The 25,664-nt window shown below is 57.0% G+C and carries 8 protein-coding genes; 5 read left to right on the top strand and 3 right to left on the bottom strand.

Translation table 11 applies throughout. The features are described 5' to 3' along the window. Positions 1-331 precede the first annotated feature (331 nt). The gene (locus tag KTT_RS20220; protein ID WP_126597710.1) at positions 332-1,741 is read left to right on the top strand and encodes an ATP-binding protein; all 1,410 of its coding nucleotides are present in this window, start codon (positions 332-334) and stop codon (positions 1,739-1,741) included. Between the two features lie 55 nt (positions 1,742-1,796). On the opposite strand, the gene KTT_RS20215 is transcribed toward KTT_RS20220, so the two are convergent. After that, a complete protein-coding gene (locus KTT_RS20215; RefSeq protein ID WP_126597709.1) occupies positions 1,797-2,717 on the bottom strand; it encodes a class I SAM-dependent methyltransferase in 921 nt (306 codons plus the stop codon). A gap of 208 nt (positions 2,718-2,925) precedes the next feature. Here KTT_RS20215 and KTT_RS20210 point away from each other — a divergent pair, with 208 nt between their 5' ends. The 3 genes from KTT_RS20210 to KTT_RS20200 all read left to right on the top strand — a co-directional run bounded on the left by KTT_RS20210 (position 2,926) and on the right by KTT_RS20200 (position 6,461). Then, positions 2,926-3,534: a DJ-1/PfpI family protein gene (locus tag KTT_RS20210; RefSeq protein ID WP_126597708.1), complete on the top strand. Its 609-nt coding sequence runs from the start codon at positions 2,926-2,928 to the stop codon at positions 3,532-3,534. Positions 3,535-4,294: 760 nt separating this feature from the next. Continuing rightward, complete coding sequence (locus tag KTT_RS20205; protein ID WP_126597707.1) at positions 4,295-5,539, top strand: MFS transporter; 1,245 nt, start codon at positions 4,295-4,297, stop codon at positions 5,537-5,539. 196 nt (positions 5,540-5,735) lie between these two features. Beyond that, positions 5,736-6,461, top strand: coding sequence for an endonuclease III domain-containing protein (locus KTT_RS20200; protein ID WP_126599773.1), 726 nt, complete (start codon positions 5,736-5,738; stop codon positions 6,459-6,461). 126 nt (positions 6,462-6,587) lie between these two features. On the opposite strand, the gene KTT_RS20195 is transcribed toward KTT_RS20200, so the two are convergent. After that, on the bottom strand, positions 6,588-17,312 hold the full coding sequence (locus KTT_RS20195) for a Tc toxin subunit A-related protein (RefSeq protein ID WP_126597706.1): 10,725 nt from the start codon (positions 17,310-17,312) through the stop codon (positions 6,588-6,590). 79 nt (positions 17,313-17,391) lie between these two features. Then, positions 17,392-25,080 carry a SpvB/TcaC N-terminal domain-containing protein gene (locus KTT_RS20190; RefSeq protein ID WP_126597705.1) on the bottom strand — a complete coding sequence of 2,563 codons (7,689 nt, stop codon included), beginning with the start codon at positions 25,078-25,080 and terminating at the stop codon, positions 17,392-17,394. 224 nt (positions 25,081-25,304) lie between these two features. On the opposite strand from KTT_RS20190, the gene KTT_RS20185 reads away from it, so the two are divergent. Beyond that, positions 25,305-25,541: an iron-sulfur binding domain-containing protein gene (locus KTT_RS20185; protein ID WP_126597704.1), complete on the top strand. Its 237-nt coding sequence runs from the start codon at positions 25,305-25,307 to the stop codon at positions 25,539-25,541. Positions 25,542-25,664: the final 123 nt, after the last annotated feature.

Raw genomic sequence — 25,664 nt, 5'->3', positions numbered from 1 at the left:
ACACCCAACGACCCTCCACCCGGCAAAACCATGAGATCAATGAACAACGAACGATACAATTAGATGGTTTTATTTTTACTATTGAAGCCATAATAATATACATCTTTGCATAACAATATTACAATATATTTTTCCTGAAAATGCCAGTTTTTTTGATGATTTTTCGCCATTTAGCTAAATTTATTTAAATTTAACAGGTATATGTCTATAGTGGAATACGTAGATTTATGACTCTTGCTTCATATTTATTGCCGTCTGCTAGCAACTATGTGCTATACTCCTCAAAAGACATTTCACTCACTGCTCCACGGTAAAGGACGACCTTCGTTTTATGAAAACAGAGATTCAAGAACAGGGATATATCCGACACGATAGTGTACTGGCGCCAACGGAAGAGATCCGGGTAGCATGGCATGGTGTGTATGGCATAACGCTGTTGCGCGGCATCCTGGCTCATGAGGCGGGACTGGCGGTGATGCGCCTGCTCCAGGAGTTACAGGCGAGCAAGCCAGATCCGGTGGTGGTGGCCGAGGCGTATAGCGGGGCTTTTTATCAATTGCTGGCGGCCCTCCACCAGGATGGAGGCTCGCCGGTGGCGGACGCGTGGCAGGCCTACCTGATTCAGCGCCTGATCGATGATAGCAATCTGTGGAGTACCGCGGTCGAGGCCCAGGGGAGTCCACATATCTCGTCCGCGCTCCGTACCCAGGCGCAGCGAGACCTGCGCGCCCTGCAACGCCTCTTCCGACTGGATGCTCAATTTATCTGGGAACAGACACGCGCGCTCGTGACTCCGGCCATGCCCACGCTGGATGAGGCCTGGGTCCCCTGGCAGCACCTCCAGCCACCAGCCGAGATCGATCAGCAGCAGGCGCGACACGAGCTGATACAGACGATCGCGGCGTGTCCCAACTGGGAAGAGCTGGTGGGACCGCTGGAGCACTACTGGTCCCGCTATGGCACCGGCAAACTGGCACGCTATCATGTATTGCGCTGGGACGGCGCGAGCAAGGTGCTCAGCGGCATCCAGCATCCCGATCCAATACAGCTCAGTGGCTTGATCGGACATGAACGGCAGCAAACGCGCATCCTGGCCAATGTCGAGCGCTTCCTGGCCGGGCTCCCCGCGCACAACATGCTCTTATATGGACCGCCGGGGACTGGCAAATCCTCAACCATCAAGGCCATTGCCAATACCTACGCCGACCAGGGTCTGTGCCTGCTCGAAGTGGGCAAGGAGTATACCGGTGATCTGCCGCAGATCGTATCCTCCCTGCGTGGCCGGGCCCCCCACTATCTGCTCTTCATCGACGACCTTTCTTTCGAGGAGCACGATACCAGCTATAAGAACTTGAAAGTATTGCTGGAGGGGACCGCCGAAGCGCGACCAGCAAATGTGCTGATCTGTGCTACCTCGAACCGTATGAACCTGGTCAAAGAAAACTTCGGGGAGCGCGGCAAGCCGACCGAGGACGTCAACTGGCGCGATACCATGGATGAGAAGCAGTCGCTGGCCCATCGCTTCGGGCTGCGCGTCAGCTTCTTCACGCCCGATCAGCTACAGTATCTGCACATCGTACGCTCCCTGGTCCAGCAACGCCAGCTCACTATCGCGGAAGAAGAGTTGCAGGCGCGGGCGCTCCAATGGGAGCGGCAGCACGCGGGGCGCTCCGGTCGCAGCGCCCGGCAGTTCGTCGATGATCTTGAGGCAGAAATAAAATATCAATCAACAGCACCATAATATCCCCGCCCCAGGCAGGGATATTATGGTGCTGTTGATTGATATTGGAACTTAATCATGATGTGGGCCGCTGGCCGTAGGCGACGTAAAAATTAGAGTAGCTGCGATATTGTTCGAACTCTTTGAGGATTGTCCCGGTCATGCGGTCGTACTCCTCGGGCGAGATGCCGGTGTACGCGCTCACCAGGGACCGGGTGGCTTTGATGACGGCCATCATATCCTGCAACATCATGCTACCCATGTGGCCCCCCCAGCGTCCCAGTGGGATAGAGACCTTCTGCATCGAGACATTGACCAGCCCCATCTGCTGCATCTGCAGACCCAGGCGCTGTGGGTACGAAGGATCGATGCCTCTGCGCACCGATATCTCGTGTACCCATTGTCCTAAACGCGCCGTCTGAGGTCCCAGGCGGCGGCAGATCAGGTCGGATTCGACCAGTTCGATCCAACCGCCCGGCCGGGTGACGCGAATCAGGTTCTGCAGCAAGGGCGGCCACGCCGTGGCCTGCAGACCCAGGATAAGCAACCGCTGATGCACAAAATCGAACGAGTCGTGCACAAAAGGGAGGCCCTGGGCAACATTCCCCTGCCTGAACATGCATTGCCTGGGAAAGTTCAGGTTCGACTTGAGGGACTGGGGCGTCACCATATCGATCCCGATGATGCTGGCCTGGGGGAAAGCCTGGGCCATCTCATACATCCAGCGTCCGGTCCCACATGCGACATCCAGAATATTCTGTGGCTGCTTGATGGGCGCCAGGTAGTTCCCCTTAAAGGCATAGCGCAACAAATAATGTTGAAAATCGAGCCGCTGAATCTCCCCCAGATCTTTGGGCAGCATGTATGCGACATTGGAGACGCGTAGCCGCCCATCATCCCAGTGGAAATTCGGCTCATCATTCGCTGGCATGGCAGAGGCATTCTCTTTATTTCTGTCATTCTTATGCTCACCGGAAGTCTGATCAAACTGCTTCATTTACCCGGTCCTCCCAACAGATAAACATAGTGCCATTATCGGCATACCTCGATACCGTTGTCTGTTGCCATATAAGTATGTTCTGCGACATTTTATATCTTCTGCCAATTATATGACATTTATTTTCCTATCGATACTTGTTTTTCCCAGCATAAAAGGCTACACTTTGAAAGGTGATACGCACCAATAGTTCACGAGGCATAGATATATGACGCAAAAATCAATCTTGACGGTAGGCATCCTTATTTTTAATGAGGTCGAGGTACTGGACTTCTGTGGTCCCTTTGAGGTTTTCTCGGTGGCGCGGCTGGCTGGCCAGCACAGCGACGCGCAACAACTCTTCCAGGCCTTGACCATCGCGGAGGCGGACGAGATTGTCACCTGCCGGGGCGGCCTGCTGGTCAAACCCCATGCCACCATCGAGCAACATCCGCCGCTGGATATCCTGGTCGTTCCGGGCGGGCAAGGGACGCGCAAGGAGATGTACAACCAGCGCCTGGTCGACTGGATCAAGCAGCAGGATCAGCGCACGCAACTGACGACCAGCGTCTGCACGGGCGCCTTCCTGCTGGCAGAGGGCGGTCTGCTCAACGAGCACCGCGCCACCACCCACTGGGGCAGCATCTCGTGGATGCGCGACACCTATCCTGACATCTCGATCCTCGATGATGCGCGTGTAGTTGACGAGGGGCGCATCATCACTTCCGCCGGCATTTCAGCCGGCATCGACATGAGCCTCCATGTCGTTGAACGCCTGCACGGTCGCGAGACCGCCGAGTGGACGGCGCGCCGCATGGAATACGATTGGCGCTCCTAAAATCGATCATGCACCGTAGTTCGGCCCTTGCGGCCGATTTCCCTTCTCATACGATCATGTCCCTTAAACATGCAATGCCCTCATACATCATTGATTCTTTCGGTGGACATTGTTGGGTGGCGAGGAAAAATCGGCCGCAAGGGCCGAACCTACGTTTGTTCCTTTTATTGTTGCGCTCATGATGTTGAATGTTTTGGAGACATTCAACATCATAGATTGACACAGGGCTATTTAAAAGTAGCAATTAGCGGGGTCAAGGGGCGGCTAGCCCCTTGCGGGGCGTGGGGTGTCCCCACTCACCCTCTTCCCCTCTCGCCGCCGCCGAAGGCGGCAAAAAAGACTTTTAAATGGCCCTGTAGATTGACACCGGTTAATGGTAATGATATTTTAAGTGCGATATTATATTAAGCAGAGCAGATTTAGTTCAGAGAATCAAGAAAGGAACGAGATGGCTGGTGCGACGGCGAAGTTCACCCGGGGGTGGACCTTTTATACTCGCGGAAGCATTGTTAAAGCGCTTCGTGTCGCCCAGGGCCATACTATGCCTTTTTTGGGATCAGATTTTGATACGAAGCCTGATCTAACGTAGCCGAACGTCAAATCGACGAGCCGTGGGTGATACATATCGATCGCGCCCACGGCTTTTTTGCGTCCATTTTCAGGGACAAGAGGCCGCCGGGCTGCGGATACGTATGCATCACCCACGGCTTTTTTATATGTCATCTTACCAAAGATAATTGAAAATGGAGCTTTTCGACCCATGATCTCTGATACACATAAACATAAAAACGCGGAGCCGCCATCGCTCTGGCGCAATCCCAGCTATCTCCTCCTGCAGAGCGGTCAGATCGTCTCTTACGCCGGCAACCAGCAGCAGTTTATCGCGCTACCGCTGCTGGTGCTGGCGCTGACAAAATCGACCGTGCAGACAGGCATTGTCCTCGGCCTGAACACGATCTCTTTCCTCGTGGTCAGCCCGCTAGCGGGCGCGCTCGTAGATCGCTGGGATCGCAAGCGGACCATGCTGGTCTGCGATACGGGACGCATGCTGCTCACGCTGAGCATACCACTGGCCTTCTGGCTCCATGCCTTAACCATGCTGCAAATCTACCTGGTGGTGGCCGGCGCGGGCATCCTGGGAACCCTCTTCAGCGTCGCCAATACGGCCGCGCTCCCCAATGTGGTCACGCGTGATCAACTGCCAGTCGCGCTCTCGCAATCGCAGGCCGCCTACACCTGCATCCGCACCTTTGGCTCGCTGCTGGGCGGTGCCCTCTATAGCATAGGGAGGGTTTTTCCCTTCCTGGCCAACGCCATCTCCTTTGGCGTCTCCGCGCTCTCGCTGGGCTTCATTCGCGGCAACTTCCAGGGCGAACAGGCAGGTGCGCGCCAATCCCTGACCAAAACGATCGGTGCAGGCTTCTCCTGGCTCTGGCGGCAGCCACTCATACGCTTCCTCACCATCATTAATGGAGCCGACAGCCTGCGCTATGGCGCGGGCTACCTGGTCATTGTGGTCCTGGCCCAACAGCTACACACCTCGGCCAGCGGCATCGGCTTCATCTTCACCGGAGCAGCCATCGGAGCGCTTATTGGCAACCTGGCCAGCAACTGGATACGCAGACGCCTGCCCTTCGGAAAGATCGCCATTAGCATGCTCTGGCTCGAAGCCCTGATGTTTCCACTCTACGCCATCGCGCCCAACGCGCTCGCCATGTTCTTCATCGCCGCCGCCGAAGAACTGGTGGCTCCCATCTACAACATCTCGCTCGACACCTATCGCCTGATGAACACGCCCGATGCCATGCGCGGCCGCATGAGCAGCACAGTCCAGATGATCGTCCAGGGAGCCCAATCGATCGGCGCCATCGCCAGCGGCCTGCTGATCCAGACCCTCGGCGCAAAGCAGAGTGCCCTCCTGCTCGGTGCCTGGCTGGTCCTGCTGGCCGTAGCCACCACCCTCAACCGCCGCGTCCGCCACGCCACCATGCCAGCCGACCAGTAAATAAACGCCTGAAAAGGAGGGGCCCTCCTTTTCAGGCCTAAAACTGCCAGTCAACACGATGAACCATAACAAAATAGTCCCAGCGACACAAAACATGCGCCTGCTTTACCCCGCTGAATCGTCCTGGTATATATAAGAAAAATCAACATGACTTCAGGCAAGCAAGCAAATAGATAGGTAGAAACAGGAAAGAGCCATGACAGCGACATCGATTATCCCCAGCCTCCACCTGACCAGCGTCTACGAACTGCTCATCGACACCTATGGTGAGATGCATAACGATCCCGACTACGATCCCCTGGGCGGGCTGGTGGGCACGATCCTCTCGCAACACACCTCCGACATCAATTCTGGTAGAGCCTATCGCCAGCTCATCAAGACATTTCCAACCTGGGAAGAGGTGCGTGACGTGCCCACGCACATGGTGGCCGAGGCGATCCGCTCCGGCGGCCTCGCCAACGTCAAAGCCCAACGCATCCAGGACGTCCTCAACACCCTGACCAGCCAGCAAAAAGAGAGCGGCGGCAACAAACCACTCCCGGAATATCTCTACGACGAGATCGAAAAGCGCACGCCCGAAGATGCCTGGCGCTACCTGCGCACCCTCCCCGGCGTCGGACCCAAAACCGCCGCCTGCGTCATGCTCTTCGATATGAATCGCTCGATCATGCCAGTTGACACCCATGTCCATCGTGTCAGCAAGCGCCTTGGCCTGATCGACCCGAAGGTCAACGCCGACAAGGCCCACACCGTCTTTGCCCAAATCGCCCCACCTGACTGGGTCTATGGCCTGCACGTCGGCCTGATCCGCCACGGTCGGCAGATCTGCCACGCCCAAAAGCCAAAGTGCGGGGAGTGCCCGCTCTACGTGCAGTGTGCCTATGTCGGCAGCGTCAACCCACAGGAGACCGGGATCTCTTAAAAACGGTAGCAGCGATATCTGGCTAATACAGTCCTGTTGTTCTATAGTTCCTCTCTTTTCATCTGAGTTTGTGCTCTTTACCTACCTCAACAAGGAGAGCATGTAGAGCAGCAGGATCACTGCTGTTTACCAGGGCCGCCGCTTCCTCATGGGGGCCTGCTCATCTGAATGTCTCTGTTTAACATCATAGCCACAGAGCAGGAAAGCTCGCGAGATAACACCTGTCTCTGTAGGGAAACTGAATATGCCGAGATTACGATCCGCTCGCTGAGCCAATGGCCCTGATCGAACATCAAGGACTCCATGATAAAGGTGCGGCCACTCTTCACTGGCGACACAGGTGATCGCATACACGTCACAGTCATCCTTATCCCCATCTCCTGGCCCGTCCCGATGTTCGACGAGAAATTCCACGACTTTATGCTGACCTGTCTCTGCCTCTGGAATCTCGAAGAAGATGGCGAGTCGGTTGATCCATAACTCCTTGTGTCCAGGGATGAAGGGAAACATGTCGCGACTGAGCCGGATGCCGAGATGCTTTGGCGCATCTTCTTGTTTAAAGCTGCTCTGGAAGCGGTGCCAGGCATCGGGGAACTCGTGTCTGATGTCGAAGTAGCGCACACCCGAGCCCGGGAGATGGCACCTGGCGACCTCGTTAGCAGCCCGACGTAAAACTTCTCCTCCCTCACGCGCCGTGTAGTTCAGGTGCAAAATCAGATCGGTCACACTATCGATATCAAACTGGTTGTTTTCCTGAGGTAGCTCGATACGCATCCGGCAAACAGCACCCATGAACTCGAAGGGCAGGTAACGCTCGTCACGAAAGTTGAGGTCAAACAGGCCTGCATCGTTCTGGCCGCTCGAGGTAGCGATGGCCTCGGTGGCTGTATACTGGGTAACGATACGCGGATCGTGGTGCATTGGCCGGTAGCCGTTATCGCACTCTTCATCGTCGCAGCATTCAATGAGGGGATCGCGCAGACGCGGGTGGACCCTTGTCATGCTGCGCAACAGGGTCAGGCGGCAATGAACACCGGTGTAAGGGCCGACGACGCAAGGAATGGTCAGCGATACATTTCTGATCCGGCGCATGTAGTGTCCGGGATAGTCGAGGTCAAACATCCATTCGGGGAGTTCGATCTCGCAACAGCCAGTCGCTTTAAGCTGTAAAAATTCCCACGGGAAATGCAGGCGCAAGGAGAAATGCTTCGTCAGCTCGTACTCACGCACATTCTCATCAAGGTAGGTCTTCTCCATCCGCCGCAGTGCCAGTTGCAAGCGTTCCCCGGCGAGCAGACCTTCATGCAGATTATCCCATATATGAGCTGGCAAAAAGTGGCGCGTGGTATGGCCGCGTTCGTAGTTGAACGCGCGCTGGGCCTGCCGGGCGCTACAGAGCGCCAGTTCATACATGCGGCTGTACAACATAGCGGTATCCTGCTGCAGGAACAGGTAGAGCGCGTGGTTCGTGAACTTATCCCGCAGAAAATCCAGCACCTCTGCCGATTGCTCCATCTGCTGGCGATGATTATTGAGTTCGCGCAGCGCGACATCTCTCCGTCGCTCAGCTGCAAGAATCTGGCGCCTGATCTGTTCAATCTCGATCGTGAGTACCTGAACCTGATAGTGCCACTCCTGCAGGCGCCTATCCCAACCCGCCTGAGTCAGATCGAGCGCTGCCGTCGTGCTGGCGATGTCGGCCAGGGTATTGGAGATGCGGGCTGCGGCGGAAAAGAGTCCGGACAGTTTGGTCCCCAGGGGGAACTGGTCGTAAGAGAGGGGGGAGCCACCAAATCCGGCTTCGCCGAACCAGAAATCCGGGATGATGTTCATCGCTTGCCCGATTCCCTCAGAGACGTTGCCAGCCGTCCGCGCGGCAGTAGAGGTGCCCGTGAGAGCCTGGTACTGTACCTCGTTGCTGATCAACCCATTCTGAATGAGACCAGTGTAGTAGTTTAACCGTGCCTGCGTCTCTTCCAGCGTTTTCTGCAGCGCCTGAACCTGCCAGTCAGACTCGCGCCACTGATGCTGCCGAACCTCCAGTGTCAGGTCCAGCAGGTGGCGTTCGTGGAGGGCGCGCAATGAAGCCAGGTACTCAGCGTCACCTTTCTCAAACGCAGCCAGCAGGGAAGCGCCGAACTCTCGCACCTGGTTGGCAATCTCCTGTGCCTTTTGAATGAGGAACATGAATCGATAGGGACTGTGCGGGCAACATCCTTCCCCCTCGATGGCGCATATCTCGCCTTCGTCGGCCTCTGCCATTGTCTGCCAGCCGTTGCGCAACGGATCACTTCCCCAGTAGGGCATATCGCGGCCGAGGCGTCCGTTATGCAGTCTGCGCTCGTTGAGACAGTTATGGATGAGGGCCAGCCGGTCGTCTACCAGCTCATACAGATCCAGAACGCGCGGATTGAGAGGTGCGCATTCGGGAACGAAAGTGAGAACCACCTGCGGCTCCTGCCCCGCCATGTCAGTGCCCTCTCTCCTCCTGACGGAGCGAGGACGTTTCCCGAGGATGCGCTCAGCGGTATCGAAGATCACCCTGGCCTGCTGAAACGCCTCGGGCGAGTTGTGGCGCATCAAGGCATCCCCCCATTGCAGCAGGGTTTCCAGGTAATGCAACATGATAGAACGATTGCGCGCCACCTCATCTGAAACCGTGATACTCGAACAGCAAGGCATCCCGGTAGTGCTGTGGCCATCCTCCCTGATCGCGATAACTTCCCTGGCGGTTGCCGCGGCTACTTCGGTGATACCTTCCTCAGGGACCGTTTGTTCCTGTGGACACCACGAGCAGTCGTCAACAAGAGGATTGAAGGCCAGCGCGTACCATTTCAGCGCTTCCTCGAAGCGGCAGTGCGTGCGTAGTGCTCGGGCAACCAGCAGCGCCTGGCCAAAGAGAGAGCGCGGCATGACAGGGGCGCCAGGCTCGAAGTAGGCGAAGTACGGGTAAGCCGCCAGGCCACCCAGACCGGGATCGATTGCCGGCGCGGGAGGCGCGACCACCAGCGGGAGCGTCACGGCTGTATCGGCTACAAGATCGTAGCGGAAACCCGGCTGCTCCTGCGTGTCATAGCCGGGCAGCGGCGCGGCGGCCCCATCTACTTTGAAGGTGAGCGAATCGCCTGCCCTCCCTACCAGTTCGAGCTGGGCAGCGGCTATCTTATGATCTGCAGTTACAGTAAGGGGTACACCTTCATCCGAGCGGCGCGGCTGCTGGAACTCACCATTGTGCAGACGGCACCAGGCCAGGTGAACCATCGGCCGCTCATCCCAGTGGAGCAGGTGCGGCTGCTGGCCTGGATCTTCCCAGGGCCATTCAGCGTCTTGCTCCTGCGCTTCGTAGAAACGCGAGTCGAGCAACCAGAAGTAGTATTCATCAACGACGGCGGAATGAACCTTACCACATTGGCAGCAGCATCGTGCTTCGCCATCCCTGTGATCAGGGATGAACGTGGCTGATGCTGGCGGCTCAGAGGCAGCGGCCACACGCAGGAAGCGCACGTTGAGCCGGATCGCGGCCTCTATCCACAAAGGCAGATCCTGGCCGGGTTGTGCTGGCGGAGGATTATTCACGGCCAGGATCACGGGTCCGCCATCGGGATTGCCATCGCCCTGGGTCGTGTTCTGGGGCGCCATCGAAAGCCAGGAGAGGCGTGCGTTGCGCTCGGGTGTACCGAGCAGATCAAGACCTTCTGGCTGCGGCGGCGGCGCAAATTCTTGTATGCGCGAAGGGTCGTGGCGCTGCAGAAGCGCGAGTCCGGCGTGATCTGGTGGGGGTTGCTCTATCCAGTATTCCATGCCGCCCGGTCCGGGTATGGTCAGGATGGTACGCTGGAGTTCGGCATCGAGGAAGCGAAATGCTTCTGTATGCTCCACCTTCTCCAGTTCATCCCAGTCGATCCAGTTCTCGCGATACAGCGCGCGGCGCTTCCAGGCTTCCCAGCTGCGCAATGAGACGAAGCGGCTTTCCCAGAGCTGAACAAATGCGGGTGAGATGGTGAAACCAGCTTCAAGACCGAGCCGGCAGCGTTGGATATAGGCCTGCACCGCGCTGATCGCTTCCTCGATGCGTGTTGTGCGCTCGCAGATTCCGGCTTCGACGTCCAGCAGCAGCAGATCGCTCAGGTCATCGGCCTTCTGCGCATAGCCACCCCAGGGGAGCGGCACGCGGTTCATGGCGCACAGATAAGCCAGCAGCGCTCGCCGGGCACGCTCCCGCAGTTCATCGTTGAGCCGCCTGATCTCCTCGTAGCGGCGCGGCCTGCCATTTTCGAGGCAGCTGTCGCGCACAAAGCGGGTGAGGTTATCATTTCCAGCTTGCGTCTCCCCGCTCAGCACGGCATTCGGGTCATCAGAGGCCCACAGATCGGGGCGGGCCGCCTGAATATCCTGCACCGCGAAGTCTGAGAGCAGGTCACGCGTCCACTTCTCGGCCCGCCAGGCTCGGATGGCCCATCGTTCGTCTTCCAGATCATCGCTGCTCATGGTGTAACCTTGATAGTAACGGGTGACCAGGTTGGCATGATCAAGCTCGACGCCTACGTGACGGAGCAGTTGCGCGGGATTATCCGGCTGCTTCTCGATCGCTTCCTCGAACAGCAGCCAGAGCGGATGCTCGCGCACGTGCCGCGTTTCCCGGCGCATCTGGACGTAGTCGAAGATGCGCTCCCACCAGTCAAAGAGCGCCTGCCGCCGCTGGGGAGAGGGCTGCACACGCTGGTCCTCAGCTGGCAAGGGTGGGTGATAGTTGTCGAGCAGAGGCAGTAAATTGAAGTTGAAGTAGGCATGATGCGTGCCGAAACCGGCATTCTGCCCCTGGCGATAGTATGACGTTCCTTCAAACAGGTCGGGATGCGTCAGCATGTAGCCGATCTCGGACTGCCCATACTCGGTGATGGGGCTGGCAGAGAGGCCGAAACGCTGCGCGAAGAGCAGCGCCTTGAAAGCGCGTTGGTACGTGCGCCGCATAGCGCGCAGCGTGCTGGTAAAGTGCTGGCTTAAGAACGATCCGGCCGCGCCGCCCCTGTCGATTCCGGATCCCAATGGTTCATCTTGCGTATCACGATACAGCCGGTCGAGGGGGATGGTAACGAGGTGATCTTCGCTATCGGGTCCGCAATATTTCACCTGGAAGCCGGTATGCTGGCGGCAGGTCTCAGTCTGGGTGAAAATCACCTCTGGCTGCGCGAACTCGACAGTGATCTGATACGCTCCGCTTCTGAGGGCGAGCGGCGCGGCATGGGCCGCAGGGGCCTGCGTGTTGGGCCAGTGATGGGCCAGCACGACCCAGGCTTTCTGCCCTCGTTTCAGCGTGATACGCCACCTGCGCTCCTCCGCGGCCTCAAAATCAGGCCGTTCACCTTCAGACGTCGGCGAGCCGGCGTGAAACTCATACATGCCTTCGTGCTCGACGAGCAGAACACCCTGCCAGCGGACACTGAAACCCTGCGGCCCACCGAGAGGTTCTCCATTCTGCCCCTTCATGGCAAAGCCGTTGCGGATACCGGCGAAGCGTGCCTGGGCAGGCGAGAGCGTCAGGCTCATCGATGGTAAAATCGTTGGTACCGGGATGTTCCAGCGATTCTTCTCATGACCGAAGGCGCTCATTGGTCCCCGCACCTCGCTCCAGGCAAGGCCACCGCCTTCAGGCGTCAATGTGCCGAGCAGCCCCGTACCCGTCAGGCCAAGCAAGGCCGCAAAGGCACCACCATGTGGCTGTGGCTGCCAGGTAACGCCTGACAGTTGACCGCTATCCGTCTCCCACGGACCTGTGGCGCGGTTCTCGTCGGCAAAGAGGTGTCGCAACAGGCGCCAGGCGAGCCTGACGCTATCGGGACCAGCAGGCTGCTCCTGCCCGGTCGCGGCGGCCACATGCCGCGCCAGGTGTTCGGAGATAACGTGGCTACGGGCATGACAGCGGGCAAACTCGTGCTGGAAGTAGTCCCAGCGTTTCTCTTCATCCCCCTCCTGGACCAGACGCTCTACCGAGGCACCGAAGTTGGAGAAGATAAAGGCGAACGCGGCCAGGTCAGCGCGAGGTGCAAAGTACAGGCTCTGCACCGCGTCCTGTTCCTCCTGGTTCAGTTGCCGGATATGGCTGAGCTTCTCAAACACCTCCTCATCCATCAATGGCAGGCGAATCCAGAGTTCTTGCGCACTGGTATCATAGTGGAACGGGCTATCGGGCGTGTTCCACATGGTCGCATTTGTGCTGGAGGCGGCGAGTTGAACGCGGTACTGCCGCTGCTTCGTATCGACGTGATTGCCACAGGCCGCGAGAATATGCGGGAAGAAGTGCTCACCGATTGAAAGCAAAAGGTCCGCGCCGCCAGCGGACTCGTAGCCGAACTCGTGGCGCAGCGACCACTCAATGTGCCGCCACGTCCAGCGCTCCGCCTCTTCTTTCGGGATGGAAACGGCCAGCAGCTCGCGTCGCAATGCCCACAGCGAGTACTTCGCCTCGTCATCTGGAAACTCAAGAGGAGAATCGAGCGCCTCGTTATCATCCGGCAGGGGAAATGGATCATCGCCATCCAGGTGATTGTTCGCCGTAAACAGGTAGAGGATTTCGCCAACGCTAAACTCGGATGCATAGATTTTTGACAGCACTTCGGCAAAGCGCAAGGTATGCGTGGGCAGTGCATGCCAGGTATCCGCAGACCGGGTCGGATCAAAGCCCGCCAGCAAGGAGAGAGGATCCAGGTTCTCCGCCAGCAGTTTGATAAAGTGCGCCGGGCGGCTGCCGCACTGGTGGCGCGTTCGCGCGTAGTGCTGGACACGGTCGAGAAGATGTTCGACGGCCCATTGCCACGCGTTGCCCGCGCTCTCACCAACCCACAGCGCCAGCAGCGGCGTTCTATCGACTCCTATGGCGCCAGGTTGCGAACCTGTAACGCCAGCGAGCCTGAGTCCAAGGTTGTCGCGCAACATCTGGAATGCCGCAAGCTGGCGGATGAAATCGGGATTAATAGAACCACTATTGAACAGGTTCAGGACGGTACAGATGTCACACAAACGGGCGAATGAATAGCGGGCATTCTTCACCTGCTGGAGTTTGCGCCACAGGCGGATAAACACAACCAACCGCTTGAGCGCTTCTTCTGGCGCCTCGGGATCTTCAAACTGGATGGAGTACTGGTCCAGGCAGCATGGTTCGCAGTCCGGAAATGCGCCGCCTTCGCCTTCGCGCCGGCCATGGGAACATTGAAACTTCACAAAGCCCGACCTCCACAGTTCGAGGAACTCGCAGTAGGTCAGGCAGGTCCGCTTGAGAAATTCGGGGAGCTGCACCACCAGTTGCTCCCAGCTCGTATCTCCGACCGTCTCCGAGGGATAGCCATAGACCTGCCAGAGTAAGAGCTGATCGCCCTCCGATGTCGCCATCGTGGCAATATCCTGCGTAAAAAGCAGATCATACTCTTCAGGGCTGATGCCCAGGTATTCTCTCGCGATCTCAATGCGAACCGGGTAGCGCCACAGGTGACGCTGGAAGCCGGATGGCTCATGGGCCGGGCTGGGATCAAGCACAAACTCGGTGATGTCCTTGCGGAATCTCCGCATCACGGCATAGCGGCTCGTTCCCAGCCGCCGCAGATAGGATCGGCTGATATCCAGCGATTGAGCATACGGAAGATGGCACGAGGAAAAGTCGCTCTTCAATTTCTCATAAGCGCCGGGCTGTGCTACCGGTGTGGCCGGAGAGGAGTACTGCGGCACAGCCTCAAACAATCTGGCCGGATTGTGGCAGGCTTCTGCGTGCTTATGGTGCCTGTCGGGGCTGTGTTTTTCGTCTGTATCATCCTCATCTGTACAGAGCTTATGCTCGTCGAGCTTGTCGCTGGCAGTGTTGTAGATGACACCGGCGGGAGGGCTAGCTAACGGCACCTGAGCTGTGATAGCTTCAAGGCACTCGTTTACGATATCGATGAGCGGTAGAGGGGTCTCAAGGTTGGCCTCGGTTACCTGAAGCGCTCCCAGGGAACCGCGTCGCAGCGCGAGCATATTTTCTAACGTCTGCTCAACATCTTCAGGCAGTGGATTCTCACAGGTGGATGTCGCTGAGACCTTCAGCAGGTCGTGCAGGTAAGCCACGGGACCAAGCGGTGAGAGGTAGAGCGGCGGGACGCAGTTCACGAGGCAGCCATCAGGGTTGATCGGCTGAAAGCCCGACCCATCCTGTCCGCCCGGTTGCGTTGCCGCCTGTGCATTGGCGTATATCTGGTGAGCGTAACTGTAAGCCACCGTAGCGGTGAGCGCATGCTGAAAATCAGCCTCCGTCAGGCTCTGCACTCCCTGGATGCTGGTGAAGCCACGGGCGTACAGGGCCTCCATCACGGAGAAGCGCAGGTCAGGATCACCCGGCTGAGCCGCCTTTGGAATGCCAGTATCCGTCAGGATGTAGAGGGCATTGATCGTTTCAAGCAGCTGCGTCATCCATGCTTTGGCCGCCTCATCATGCTGGAACGTGCTATCGAGCGCATTCTGAAATGCTGGCTGCGACGGAAAATTGGGGCCGAAGGCGAGAGCACCGTAGTTGCTCATGAAGGAGAGCAGGGGATCTCCCGGGTGTTGAGCAAATGTTGGAGGGGCTCCCAGCGCTGGATGTGATGGCTCCGCCACTCCTGAAGAGACGGTAAAGAAATTTTGTAACTGGTGGACAAAGGCCGTCACGCGCTCATCAGGGGTTCGGGTCGCGACTATGAACGAGGGAAAGAGCTCAAGCCGCGGCGGTGGAGAACCTGGTAGCTGTGGCGGAGGAATAAACAGGTCATGCCACTGCTTCGCCGTGACCTGAGTCAGGTCTTCAACCGTAGCGACCGTAACAGTCTGAAGTGCCGTGCCATCGAAGTATTCCCAGGATGCCTTGATGGCGTCGATCAACGGCATGTGACCGCCGCTAACGGCGCACAGGACCAGGTCCAGGTAGCCGCTCTTATAGGTTGTCACCGCGGTGTGCCAGAAATTCGCGATGGCGATATCGTCACCAGCAATCGCAAGCCATGAGCCTATCAGCGCTGGCAGGTCGTCGCTATTAATCGCGCACGCCGGGTCTGTTTTGCTACTGATCACGCCTAACGCGTTCAGCTGGCGTACCGCCTGTTGTGGCGTGATGGTGGGTGCGTTGGGGTCCTCAGGGTTCGGAGGACTGGAAGGGAGCACAGGAGCGCTGATGGCTCCGGCATCAATGGCTTGTTGAATTTTAGTCAGAATCTGCTGCTCGCTCGCCAGGCACGCCATCTGATACTGCTGCTGCGGCGTGACCTGAGCGGGCAGACCGACGCCCAGCGCGTAGAAGTACTCGACCGGCACGGCAAAGCTGGGAGTCATGGGTGCATTGCCATTGGTTAGCAGGACGGCCCCCTGATCGATTCCCGCCGCGGGAGCTTTTGCCGGCTCAACTATAATGGGAAACTGGAAGCGCATGGTAGTAGCCTGCTGGCTCAATGCAAAACAGGCAAAGGCCGCCGAGAGCGCATAGACGTATCCGACCAGGCGTTCCGCCTGCGCATTGGGCCTGGCATAATATGCCTGCAGATCCCCTTCAAACTGCTGGCGATCCCCCTCGTTCTTATTGGGGTCCTTCCCATTGAGTAAAGCCCCATTGTTAGGTGGATTGGTATAGAGCGACTCAAGCGGACGATCCTGAGGATCGGGCACGGTTGGAAGCGGTTTCTGCTGGCTCCATACGATTTCATAGGCGATCTTGCGACATTGGGCCTCGGTCAATGTCGCAAGATCCGTTGAACCGCCCGGCGTGGCGCTCAACACGCTTTGTACCGCGGCGAACAATTGATGGAATGGAGGAGGAGTGCCATTGCCCGCTAACGTCAGATTCACCGCATTACTGTTAGCAGGAGGAGCCGGAAGGGTTAGATAGAAGCTGGTCGCGCTCGACGGGATGTCCTGGTACTGATCTGGTGTCGGCAGCGAACCACTGCTCACCAGTACATCGTAAAAGGTGGTATCGATGGGAATCTGTATGCCATGTCGTGAAGCCACAATAGAGACATCCAGGTATGCCGGTGGTGGTGAAGATAACTCGATGATTGCCGTAGCCACGGCCTGCGGGTTGTAGCCAAGGAAAGCGAAACCGGGAAGAGGAATACCGTTCGGGTCGACATGTTGCGTAATTCCAGAGCTCAATGCGAAGGTGAAGGTGACTGCTGTGTTCTTCGACAGCTTGTCTGAGGTCGGCCGGGAGAGCGTGACGGAGGTCTCATTCGCGGAGAGCACGGTCGTACCTGTATCGAGCGCGCCCGTTGACGTGCTCACCGTCATCTCCACGGTAATTCCTCTAGTCGAAGCGAGTGGCAAGACCGTCGCGCCCTTGGCAATCGCGGAGCTCGTCTTCCTCTCGAAAGAGAGTTGCGGAGGATGCGTGCTCCACGGTGCGACATTCTCATAATCCACGACGAACGATGCCACCGTACCCGCCGGCACGTATGCGGGCAGAGAACCACTAAGGGTAATCGATTGTTCATGTACCTCAATGACGGTAAGGCCTGGGGCAAAAGGAGCGTTCGCCTCGGCGCTAAAGAGCCATGAGCCGACGGCGATCCCCTCGGTAGAGTCGAACTCCAGCACCGTTCCATAATCGTTTGGTCCGACCTGAGCCGTGGGAGCCGATGTCAGCTTTGACACGATACCAAGGTAGGCCGGGGACCCACCGGGATCCGGCAGCAGGAGCAGCGGTGAAGCGTATACCGCTGAACCAAGGGGCAGTGGCGTCGTGCCCGGAAGAGGATTCGCCGGCAACACCTGAATATGGAGATCATCGAGATAGGCGGCAAACGTAGCCCCGTCCACCGGCGATGACGGAGTAAGGCGGGCAACCAGATAGCTAGACATTGCTAGTCCTCCTGCTGTTCAAAACATCTGCAGTATTCGCCCGAGCGAACACGCTCAGTTTCAGCGATACGACATGCGATCAGTCGAAAATGTCCGACCACCACTGTGACTTCCAGGGTATCAAGGTATACTCATCAGAGGTGAGTCTAATATAAGCAGCGGCAGCACCTTCTCCGATACCTCTTCCAACTACTCCAAAAGTCCCCTGGAATAGTGATTCTCCGGTAGCAGCAATAGAGGCTGCAAATGCTCCTGCGTAACGGCTTCCCAACTTATCTTCAACCCAACTGCCAACAGCGTTGGCGTGCTCCTGCACTTTATCATCGTAAGCATTAATGGTTGAAAACATAACGGCCAGAGGGATGAGCACGGGGACCTTAGACAGGACATAGGTTGACGCGCCCGTGATACCAATCGTTGCCGCAGCTTTTCCATAGTTCCCTTCATGGAGATTTTTGATGACGTCACCCGCGGCTCCGAGCAGGCCGGCGATCCCCAGCGCCTTCAGAACTCCACTACCCTCACCAGATCCAGAAGTGGCTCTTCCTGCACGTGACTCCTGGTATGCTCGTACAGAAGAACTGCGTTGGATAGCAGCCTCCTCATTAAAAACACCACTGGCACGCCGAATCTGTACCTCTCTCTGATCAAGCCCGGTACCCTGTGTCCGCCAGATAACTTCCTGCCCTGCCGCCGCCTGGCCCTCAGGGGTAAGACGGCCTCCAGTAGTAGTCCTGGCACGGGTTACCGCATCATCAATCAGCCCTTCCTGTGCAGTATGACGTGTCCTTGTCACCGTACGTCCACCGGGTTCAGTAACTTCAACATCTAAACCCTGACCCCTGCGACTGTGAAGCTGCTGAAACGTTCCAGGATCGTTTGTCTGTGCCGCCGGGGCTCCTGATTCGGGTACATGACGTGCGGCCTGAGTGTGACCGGCCTGTACTGCTGGGTCCGTCATCCCCTGGGATTGTCTTACAGCAGCAGCACCGCGATTGGCCTCTGCACGCGCCTGGGAACGGCTAACTGTTCGTCGGGATGTCGTTGAGGATCCTGACGCGTTTAGATCAGGCCTGGCTTGATGCACATCCCGAGCTGCCTGTTGTAGTGCCGGATCATCACCAATATCAATCCCCTCTGTTCCTTGAGGATCATTCGCATTTATCGGACGATTGTTGACATAGACATATATATTGAGTCCAGCAGCTATACCGATCGGATCGCAACTCGCCCACCTTCCCAACCAGCACGCGTAATATCTTGCTCCGTGATAGTTTAGTCCGGTCTCCTCATCCCGTTCCTTACCCGTGTACCGGTAGCGTTTCGGCGTCTCCGTCTGGCTACGCACAGCCTGATATGCTGTGCTTCCATACGGATAATATTCCTCGTAGGAGATGATCTGGGCCTGCCCGTCCAGTTCCAGCACTGCCGAGCCGAGATGGTTGCCTAGCTGGTAGCGGGTGAGCTGTGCAGGTGAATCATCCTCTCCCCGCGTACGCGTCTCAACCAGTGCAATGCGCTGTTTGTCATCCATCACGTGCAGCGTCTCGCGTTCCAGCGTTATGGCGTTGCCATCACCACTATACTCTCGATACATCTCAAAGCTGCCCAGGTAGATGCGTTCCTTCAAGCGCGTTGGCTCCTGTTCAGCTGTGCCCTGCTGCGTCGTGAGGGCGCGCTCGGTGACTTTGCGCACCCGTTGTCCATCGAAGTTGTACACATAGTATGTCGTTTCCGGATTGCCACCGTTGTTGACCAGTTGCCGCGCGCTGGCCTGAAGGCGGTCGCGGTAATCCCACTGCATCAGCGGCAGATGAGGCATAGCGGTTATGTTGCCGTGAGCGTCGTATGTATAGCGTTCGATCTGTTCGTCGCCAACGTGCGTTCGGCTCAGACGATTGCTGGTCTTGTCCGGCTCTACAAGACTTGCTTCGTGATAGGCATAGGTGCGCGTCCAGCCGTGGTTGGCAGGATGTGTGCCGCGGTGAAGCATCTTCAGGATATCGCCTACCTCGTCGTAGACGTACTGCTGGAGGTAGCGACCCATCGCGTTGCCATCACCGGGCTGTACGAGGCCCACCCGAGGATTATCGCCAGAGCTGGTGGGCACGGGGGCTACGTGGCTGCCATCCGCCGCTTGTCCCAGGTGCTCGCGACCCGTGGCATCGATCAGCCGGTACACCGCATCATAGGTATAATCCGCGCTCGGCTCCACGCGCCGATTGTGGAAGTAGATGGTCTGTTGGGCATCATCATGAATGTGCGTGATGTTGCCCACCGGATCATAGATATACTGAAGATTTTGTACTCCGCAGGTTGCCCCATGGGATTTTGGACGGTCATCAGGAAAAGCGGCTCCGCGTAAAGTGAGCAGGTGTATGAGGCGGAATGTTTCCGGATCATAGTCATAGTGTGTATGCGCTCCGTTGCTGTACTCAATGAGAGTGCGCTGGCCTTTCGCGTTGTAGTCGATGTTGCGGACAAAGGTGGTTACATCGACTGAGCCGCGCAGGTTGCCATCCAGGCGCTCCAACAGGTTCGCCTCGTTGTAAGCGGGATGGATGATGCTATTGTCAGGTGACGTAAGTGAGGCCGGGCGGTTGAGCGCGTCGTAGGTGGTGCTACTGGTGTATATCTGCTCTTCAATCGCCACCTGCCTCGACCAGTCTGGAATGTGCTTGTAATCAATAGCCAGCTGGCGGTTGCTGCGTAGCAAATTGCCCTTGAAGTCGTACTCCTCGCTGGTGGCCACGCCCGCGCAGTCAAAGACCTGGTATGCTTTCCCGCGCAGATTTCGCACCTCGGGATTCTGCCGCGTTTCTCCATAGACGGTCCGATCTACCAACAACTCTGGAGCATCATCTGAGCGCAGGTATACTTCTAGCCGACGGCGCAGGGCATCATAAGTAGTATGGAAACGGTGTCCCCGGCTATCCCATGCATAGAGAGGTTTGCCAGCGACATCGTTCAGCATCCAGCGGGCGCCTGCTTCCATGCTGGACTGGTGAATACCCTTGCTAAGCATGTCATAGTCATAACGCATCACAACACGTTCCCGCGCATCGATGACTTCCCGCTGATCGCCTTCGATGTCGAGGTTGGTACGCGTGCTGTATTTTTCTTCGCTGACCGCTTCATCGCGCTCAAAGCGGTTGAAAGCGACGCTGAGGAATGTGCGGCCCAGTGTGTCGAGATGGACAGTGGTCGGCGTATTGGCGTGGAGAGCCGTCTTTTGCGCGGCAGCCTGCTCCTGCGTTCCCAGCGCACCGTCTATCCGCCGCGTGTACCACGTGGGTAAATACTCGGCCTCGGGCAAACGGAGGAAATAATCGCCCACGTCTGTATCATCGCCAGGCTTCCTCTGCAATACTGTATCGTTAACATCCCACGTCGCCTGTTGCCAGGGATCGAAAACGACCTTCTCGTAGGTATGGTTGGGGTGCAGCGTGGCGACCACGCGATCCATCGGATCGTAGAACATGATCGATGTAACACCGGTCATGACCATCTCTGCCTCGGACTCATAAAGGTGTGTCGAACTGAAGAAGGGTTCGTATTGCTTGATGGGCTTGCCCTTATTGTTGTATACGGTGCGTCCCTTGCCCACCCAGCGCGGATGGGCAGGCGCCAGCACAGGCTGATCATTCTCCAGAGCCAGCGTGCCCGGCAGTTCTGGATTGGCGCTATTGTCCGCGCGCCGCGGTGCGTCTCCTGGCTCTGCCTGAATTTTGGTCTGCGCCTCGCGCCCAAAGCCATCCGAGTACACAAAGCTAACTTGCACCGGTGACTGCTCTCCACCTGACGCGCTGACATGCAGCTCACGCGCCAGCGTGGCGGCAAAGACAGGTTGTCCATCATGCTTAAAGCGATCCAGATCGTAGATGACGCGCGTGGTAGCGCCGTTGAGAAGTTGCGGTGCCAGCTCTCCTGGGGCGCGGATAAACGCCCGCAGTTGCTCATCGCTCAAATCAGCCACAAAACCGTCCAGCGAATCACCGCTCTCTGCCTGTCCCTCCCACACTTTTCCCATGATGGCCGTACCAGTCAGCATACCAAGCGCATCAAATGCCGCTTGCGAGTGATTGTGGTTGGGATCAACCACTACTTTTGGCTGCAATACCCTGTAGTCGTACTCGGCTCTGATCTCATTGTCGAGCGCATCGCGGCTCCTGGTCGCACACAGGGTATAGCGGTCATAGACCACCGTCGCCGTGTTGCCGAATGGGTCTTCAAAGCGATGGGGCAGGAAGAAGTGCTCACGCGCGAACGCAAGCTCACGCGCTGAAGAAGCATGTTTATCAGGGACGTAGAAGGTCCGCCCCGACGGTATCCACCAGTTATGCTCATGATGAACATATCCACCCTCTAGCAGCATCTCCTCAGTGACGCGATCCCCGTACACTTGCTCTAATAGTCCGGGGGTAAACGCCTGCTTGTAGCTCTGGTAGGGGAGCGCCATTGATTCCAGCTTTCCGGGTGCCAGAGGCGCGGAGAGATCATCCTTGCGATAGAGAGTACGGACGTGTTCGATCAGCCGCTTTTGTAGGCTGCCAGCGGGACGCTCCTGGTACTCCAGAGACACGGCTCCCATCACATCCCTGAAAGCTTCTGACAAGCCAGGTCGGCAACGTTCGCTGTAACTATGTCCGGTCAATTCATAGGTGAGCGTCTCATGCAGCAATGGTATACGATAGGCATCCTGCTCCAGAACGGGATTGGTGAAGCGATTGTCGGTGTATGTCACCAGCGTTTGCGTCTGCTTTGCACGGTCCCTTTCATGCTGAAGAGGTGAGTGCCGGCGTCCATAACCGATGGAGAGGGATTGGCGAACGTTACCGAATGCATCGACATCCAGCACCATCTGGTGGCTAACACGCGGGTCGTGCTGCGGCTCGTAGACGCGCTCGTAGTGGTAGTCGATGCTTTCGCGCGCATGGGTAAAGAAGACGGCGTGGCGATTATCACTCCTAAGCTGCACCCACACGATAGTATAGTTGTGCTCCGAGACGATATAGGGATGTCGGCTCTTGCCTGTCCCATCTTCGGCGTAAACCTCTTGCCGCAGCAGGGAACCCTTCAGCGACCGGCACGCTTCCCTTTGCTCCTCGTCGCTCAAACCGCGCGGCAGAATCGTATCTGGCAGTAGGACCGCCAGGGGATCTTCTTGATAATACTCATGGACAAATTGCCGGCTGATCCGGTCCTGGGCGAGGTAGGCACCGTTGTGGAACCAGCTTCTGGTGTAGATGGGAGGGACAAAAGAGGACACCGCCAGATTGGCATATCCAGCAGGGGTGACATCGATCTCTTCCGTATCCCACTGCTCCACCATGCCGAAGCCGCGAAACTCGCGCTCGTAGCCATCGTAGTAGCCATGATGGTAGGCGTAGCGAGTCACGAAGCGGCTATTGCTCACCCGGTCAAGGGTCTCTACCCGCTCTACTACATAGACCGGAAAAGGCAGGCGCGTGACCCAGGGGGTGTCGTGCGCACGATCCGCCAGATAGAATCTGGTCGAGGCGGCATACTGCACTCTGGTCTCTGCCCCCATGTTATTGTTGACGGAGAGCAGCAGGTGTGGCTTCTGCCCTCCCATGAGATCGACGTAGTGCATCGGCTGCCGCGCATCCACCGGGAGAGGCGAAGACCAGACGATGCAGGCGGTACCATTGCCGAACAGGTCAACAACGTTAACCGATGAGAGGTTATCGACGCGGGGAAACTCGGTCAGGACATGCGGATCGCTCAGCCGGTTGCCAGACTGATTAAAGAAGAGCTTGACCCCGTTTCGCCCGAGATAGATGATGTCGGTGGTGCCCGACCCATCGATATCGGCGAGACGGATACGCTTCTGGTCGAACAGGTCGGGCAGATCGAACCAGGGTGCACTGCCGAGCGTTACTCTGGTCCCGAAGCGTCCGTAGCCTATGTTCGGCCAGTAGCACACCTCACCATTGCGAATCCGCACCAGGTCAGACAGCCCGTCACCGCTCATATCCGCCAGGTAGATCGATTGATCAGCGTCGGCGAAGACGAGCGCGGGACCACGTTCCTCGTCCAGGTTGGAGGCGGTATATTCTGCCGCGCCAAAGCCCCACTTACGACGGGAGGGATACCAGGTAAAGACGTCCTGATCGGTAATCAAAATATCGACCAGTCCATCACCCGTGACATCGACAAAACGCAGATTGGGGTCCGACCAGTTAATCGCGGGAAGCGATGAAAATGCTCTGAATGGCTCCCAGTCATCCTGCGTGGTGCGCTCATAGAAACCGGACACCGGGCCGGCGAACTGCGCCAGGGAGATGCGCCCATCTCCCGTGAAGTCGAGTAACTGTTGCCTCCCACCTTTCAGGTTCGCCAGCGAGGGTTGTGTGAGCAGCGTCTCAGTCGGCAAGAAGGTGCCATCGCCTCCATTACGCTTGTAGAACCAGTTACCAGCCTGCTCGGTTAAAATACCCGCGATCCCTTCTCCATCCAAATCCACCCACTGGTAATGGCTCCCATCTATCCCATAGGGCAGGTCCTCAACACTTTCAGGGTCTATGGTATGCATCGTCTCATCGATATGCACCCGCGAATAGGTAAACTCAAGCGCGGGGAGAGATTTTTTTCGATATGTTCCATTTTCAAGCTGGCTATAACCTGACTGAGTGATGGAACGAATATACGAGGCGACGGGGCCTTCATGATACGCGAAGTCGGTGGAACGAACCAGGCAATCCCGTCCAACCGGCTCATCAGGAAAATGGTGGAACACGAGCACGCGGCGGCAGAGGCGATAGGTACGCAGTTCAAAACCTGCACGATAGCTTGAGAAGGCATCGGGACGAGCAGGCCAGAATCTGTCTTCCCGAGGTGTGGGCGCTGCCAGATCGTGTTCGCCATAATCGAACACGATCTCAAAGCACATATCCGTACGCTGAGAGCAATCTTCATCGCCCTGCCGTGGTCTGCAATTGCCGTAGCGGATACGCTTGATATAACGGTTGGCAGAGCGCGTCCGTTCGGTACGATTCTTTTCCTGTATATAGGAAGGATCGACGCTGGCGGAATCCTCCGCTTTGTAGTCATAAGTGATAACATTGCCTTTGTCATCGTAACTTTCACAGATCAGCCAGCGAAAAATACGCGACTCATCCTCCGGGTCAGCGACGCAGGAGTTTCCCCATGCTCCATAGAGCGTCGTAACATTATCCCTGGTGATAGATCGCCAGTGAATCCTACCCGTTCTCTGATCTGTCCAGCGCTCGATACGGGCAAACAATCCCTCTATTCGAGGCCGATAGTAAATAATACGATAGGAAAAGCCATCCTCCAATGTCCGGAACTCATGCCTGTGCCGCCATTTACCGTCTTCCTCCACGAGCCAGGGGACGAGATCCTCGCTGCCCGAGAGGATAAATACATCGGACTCTTCAGCATCAGCGTAGCAGGGCAATCCTTTATCCGTTTTCCGCGTGATGGATGGCAGGGATAAGCCCCAGCCAAAGCCAAAAGGGCCGTTTCCCGCGCCAGAATCATACGAGAGCGAGAGCTGCGGGCCAAAGCCAGAGCGCCCTGGACTGGTTGCGATCGGAACCGTCATGGAGCCAGTCCCCGTTACCGAGTTAGCAGAGAATTTTTCGTCGATGCCACGAATGGCCCCCCCTCCCTTTGGAAGAGAAATAGCTGGAAGCGGACTACTGTTTGCGTTTACAGCACCCTGCGGCGACACCTTAGCATCGATCAAACTATTGCCATTCTGTCTGTTCTCGTCATTGGGCATCGGCGTTTCCTCTCAAACTTCTGAGAAATTAGGATTGCCGCATCTAAAGAGTAAGAAACAAAATAGCGTGGATACGAGAGCAGCTTTTTTGTTCGTTATGGTGCGGCAACCATCTCTATACACCCGGACGTCATAGTGCATATATTCTGCCAGATAAGATGAGATCAAGGAAATGCATATTAAATCATACCCGTCTTCTGTTCTCTTAATTAATACGCAAATAGATGGTTTTTTTTGAGTATGAGAATTACCTGATCGAGCCAAAGGTCAGCGCGGGCCAGGCTCACATCGTGTTTGCCAGGATCGCGCCGCCGGACTGGGTCTATGGTCTGCATGTGGGTATGATCCGCCACGGTCGGCAGATCTGCCACGCCCAAAAGCCGAAGTGCGGCGAGTGTCCGCTCTACGCGCGGTGCGCCTATGTCGGCAGCGTCAATCCCCAGAAGACAGAAATCTCTTAAAATGGGATTCAACTGTGCATCTATCTTATGCTTATAACATATCGCTGTTTGCCTGCTCAAAAACCTGGATAACCTCTTGAGGTTTATACTATTCGTTGTAGGGAGTTTGCATAAGCCACGGCA

The sequence above is a fragment of the Dictyobacter aurantiacus genome, from assembly GCF_003967515.1.
Taxonomy (GTDB): domain Bacteria; phylum Chloroflexota; class Ktedonobacteria; order Ktedonobacterales; family Ktedonobacteraceae; genus Dictyobacter; species Dictyobacter aurantiacus.
Note: the sequence above shows the minus strand (reverse complement) of the source record. Positions and strands in the feature narration are given on the sequence as shown.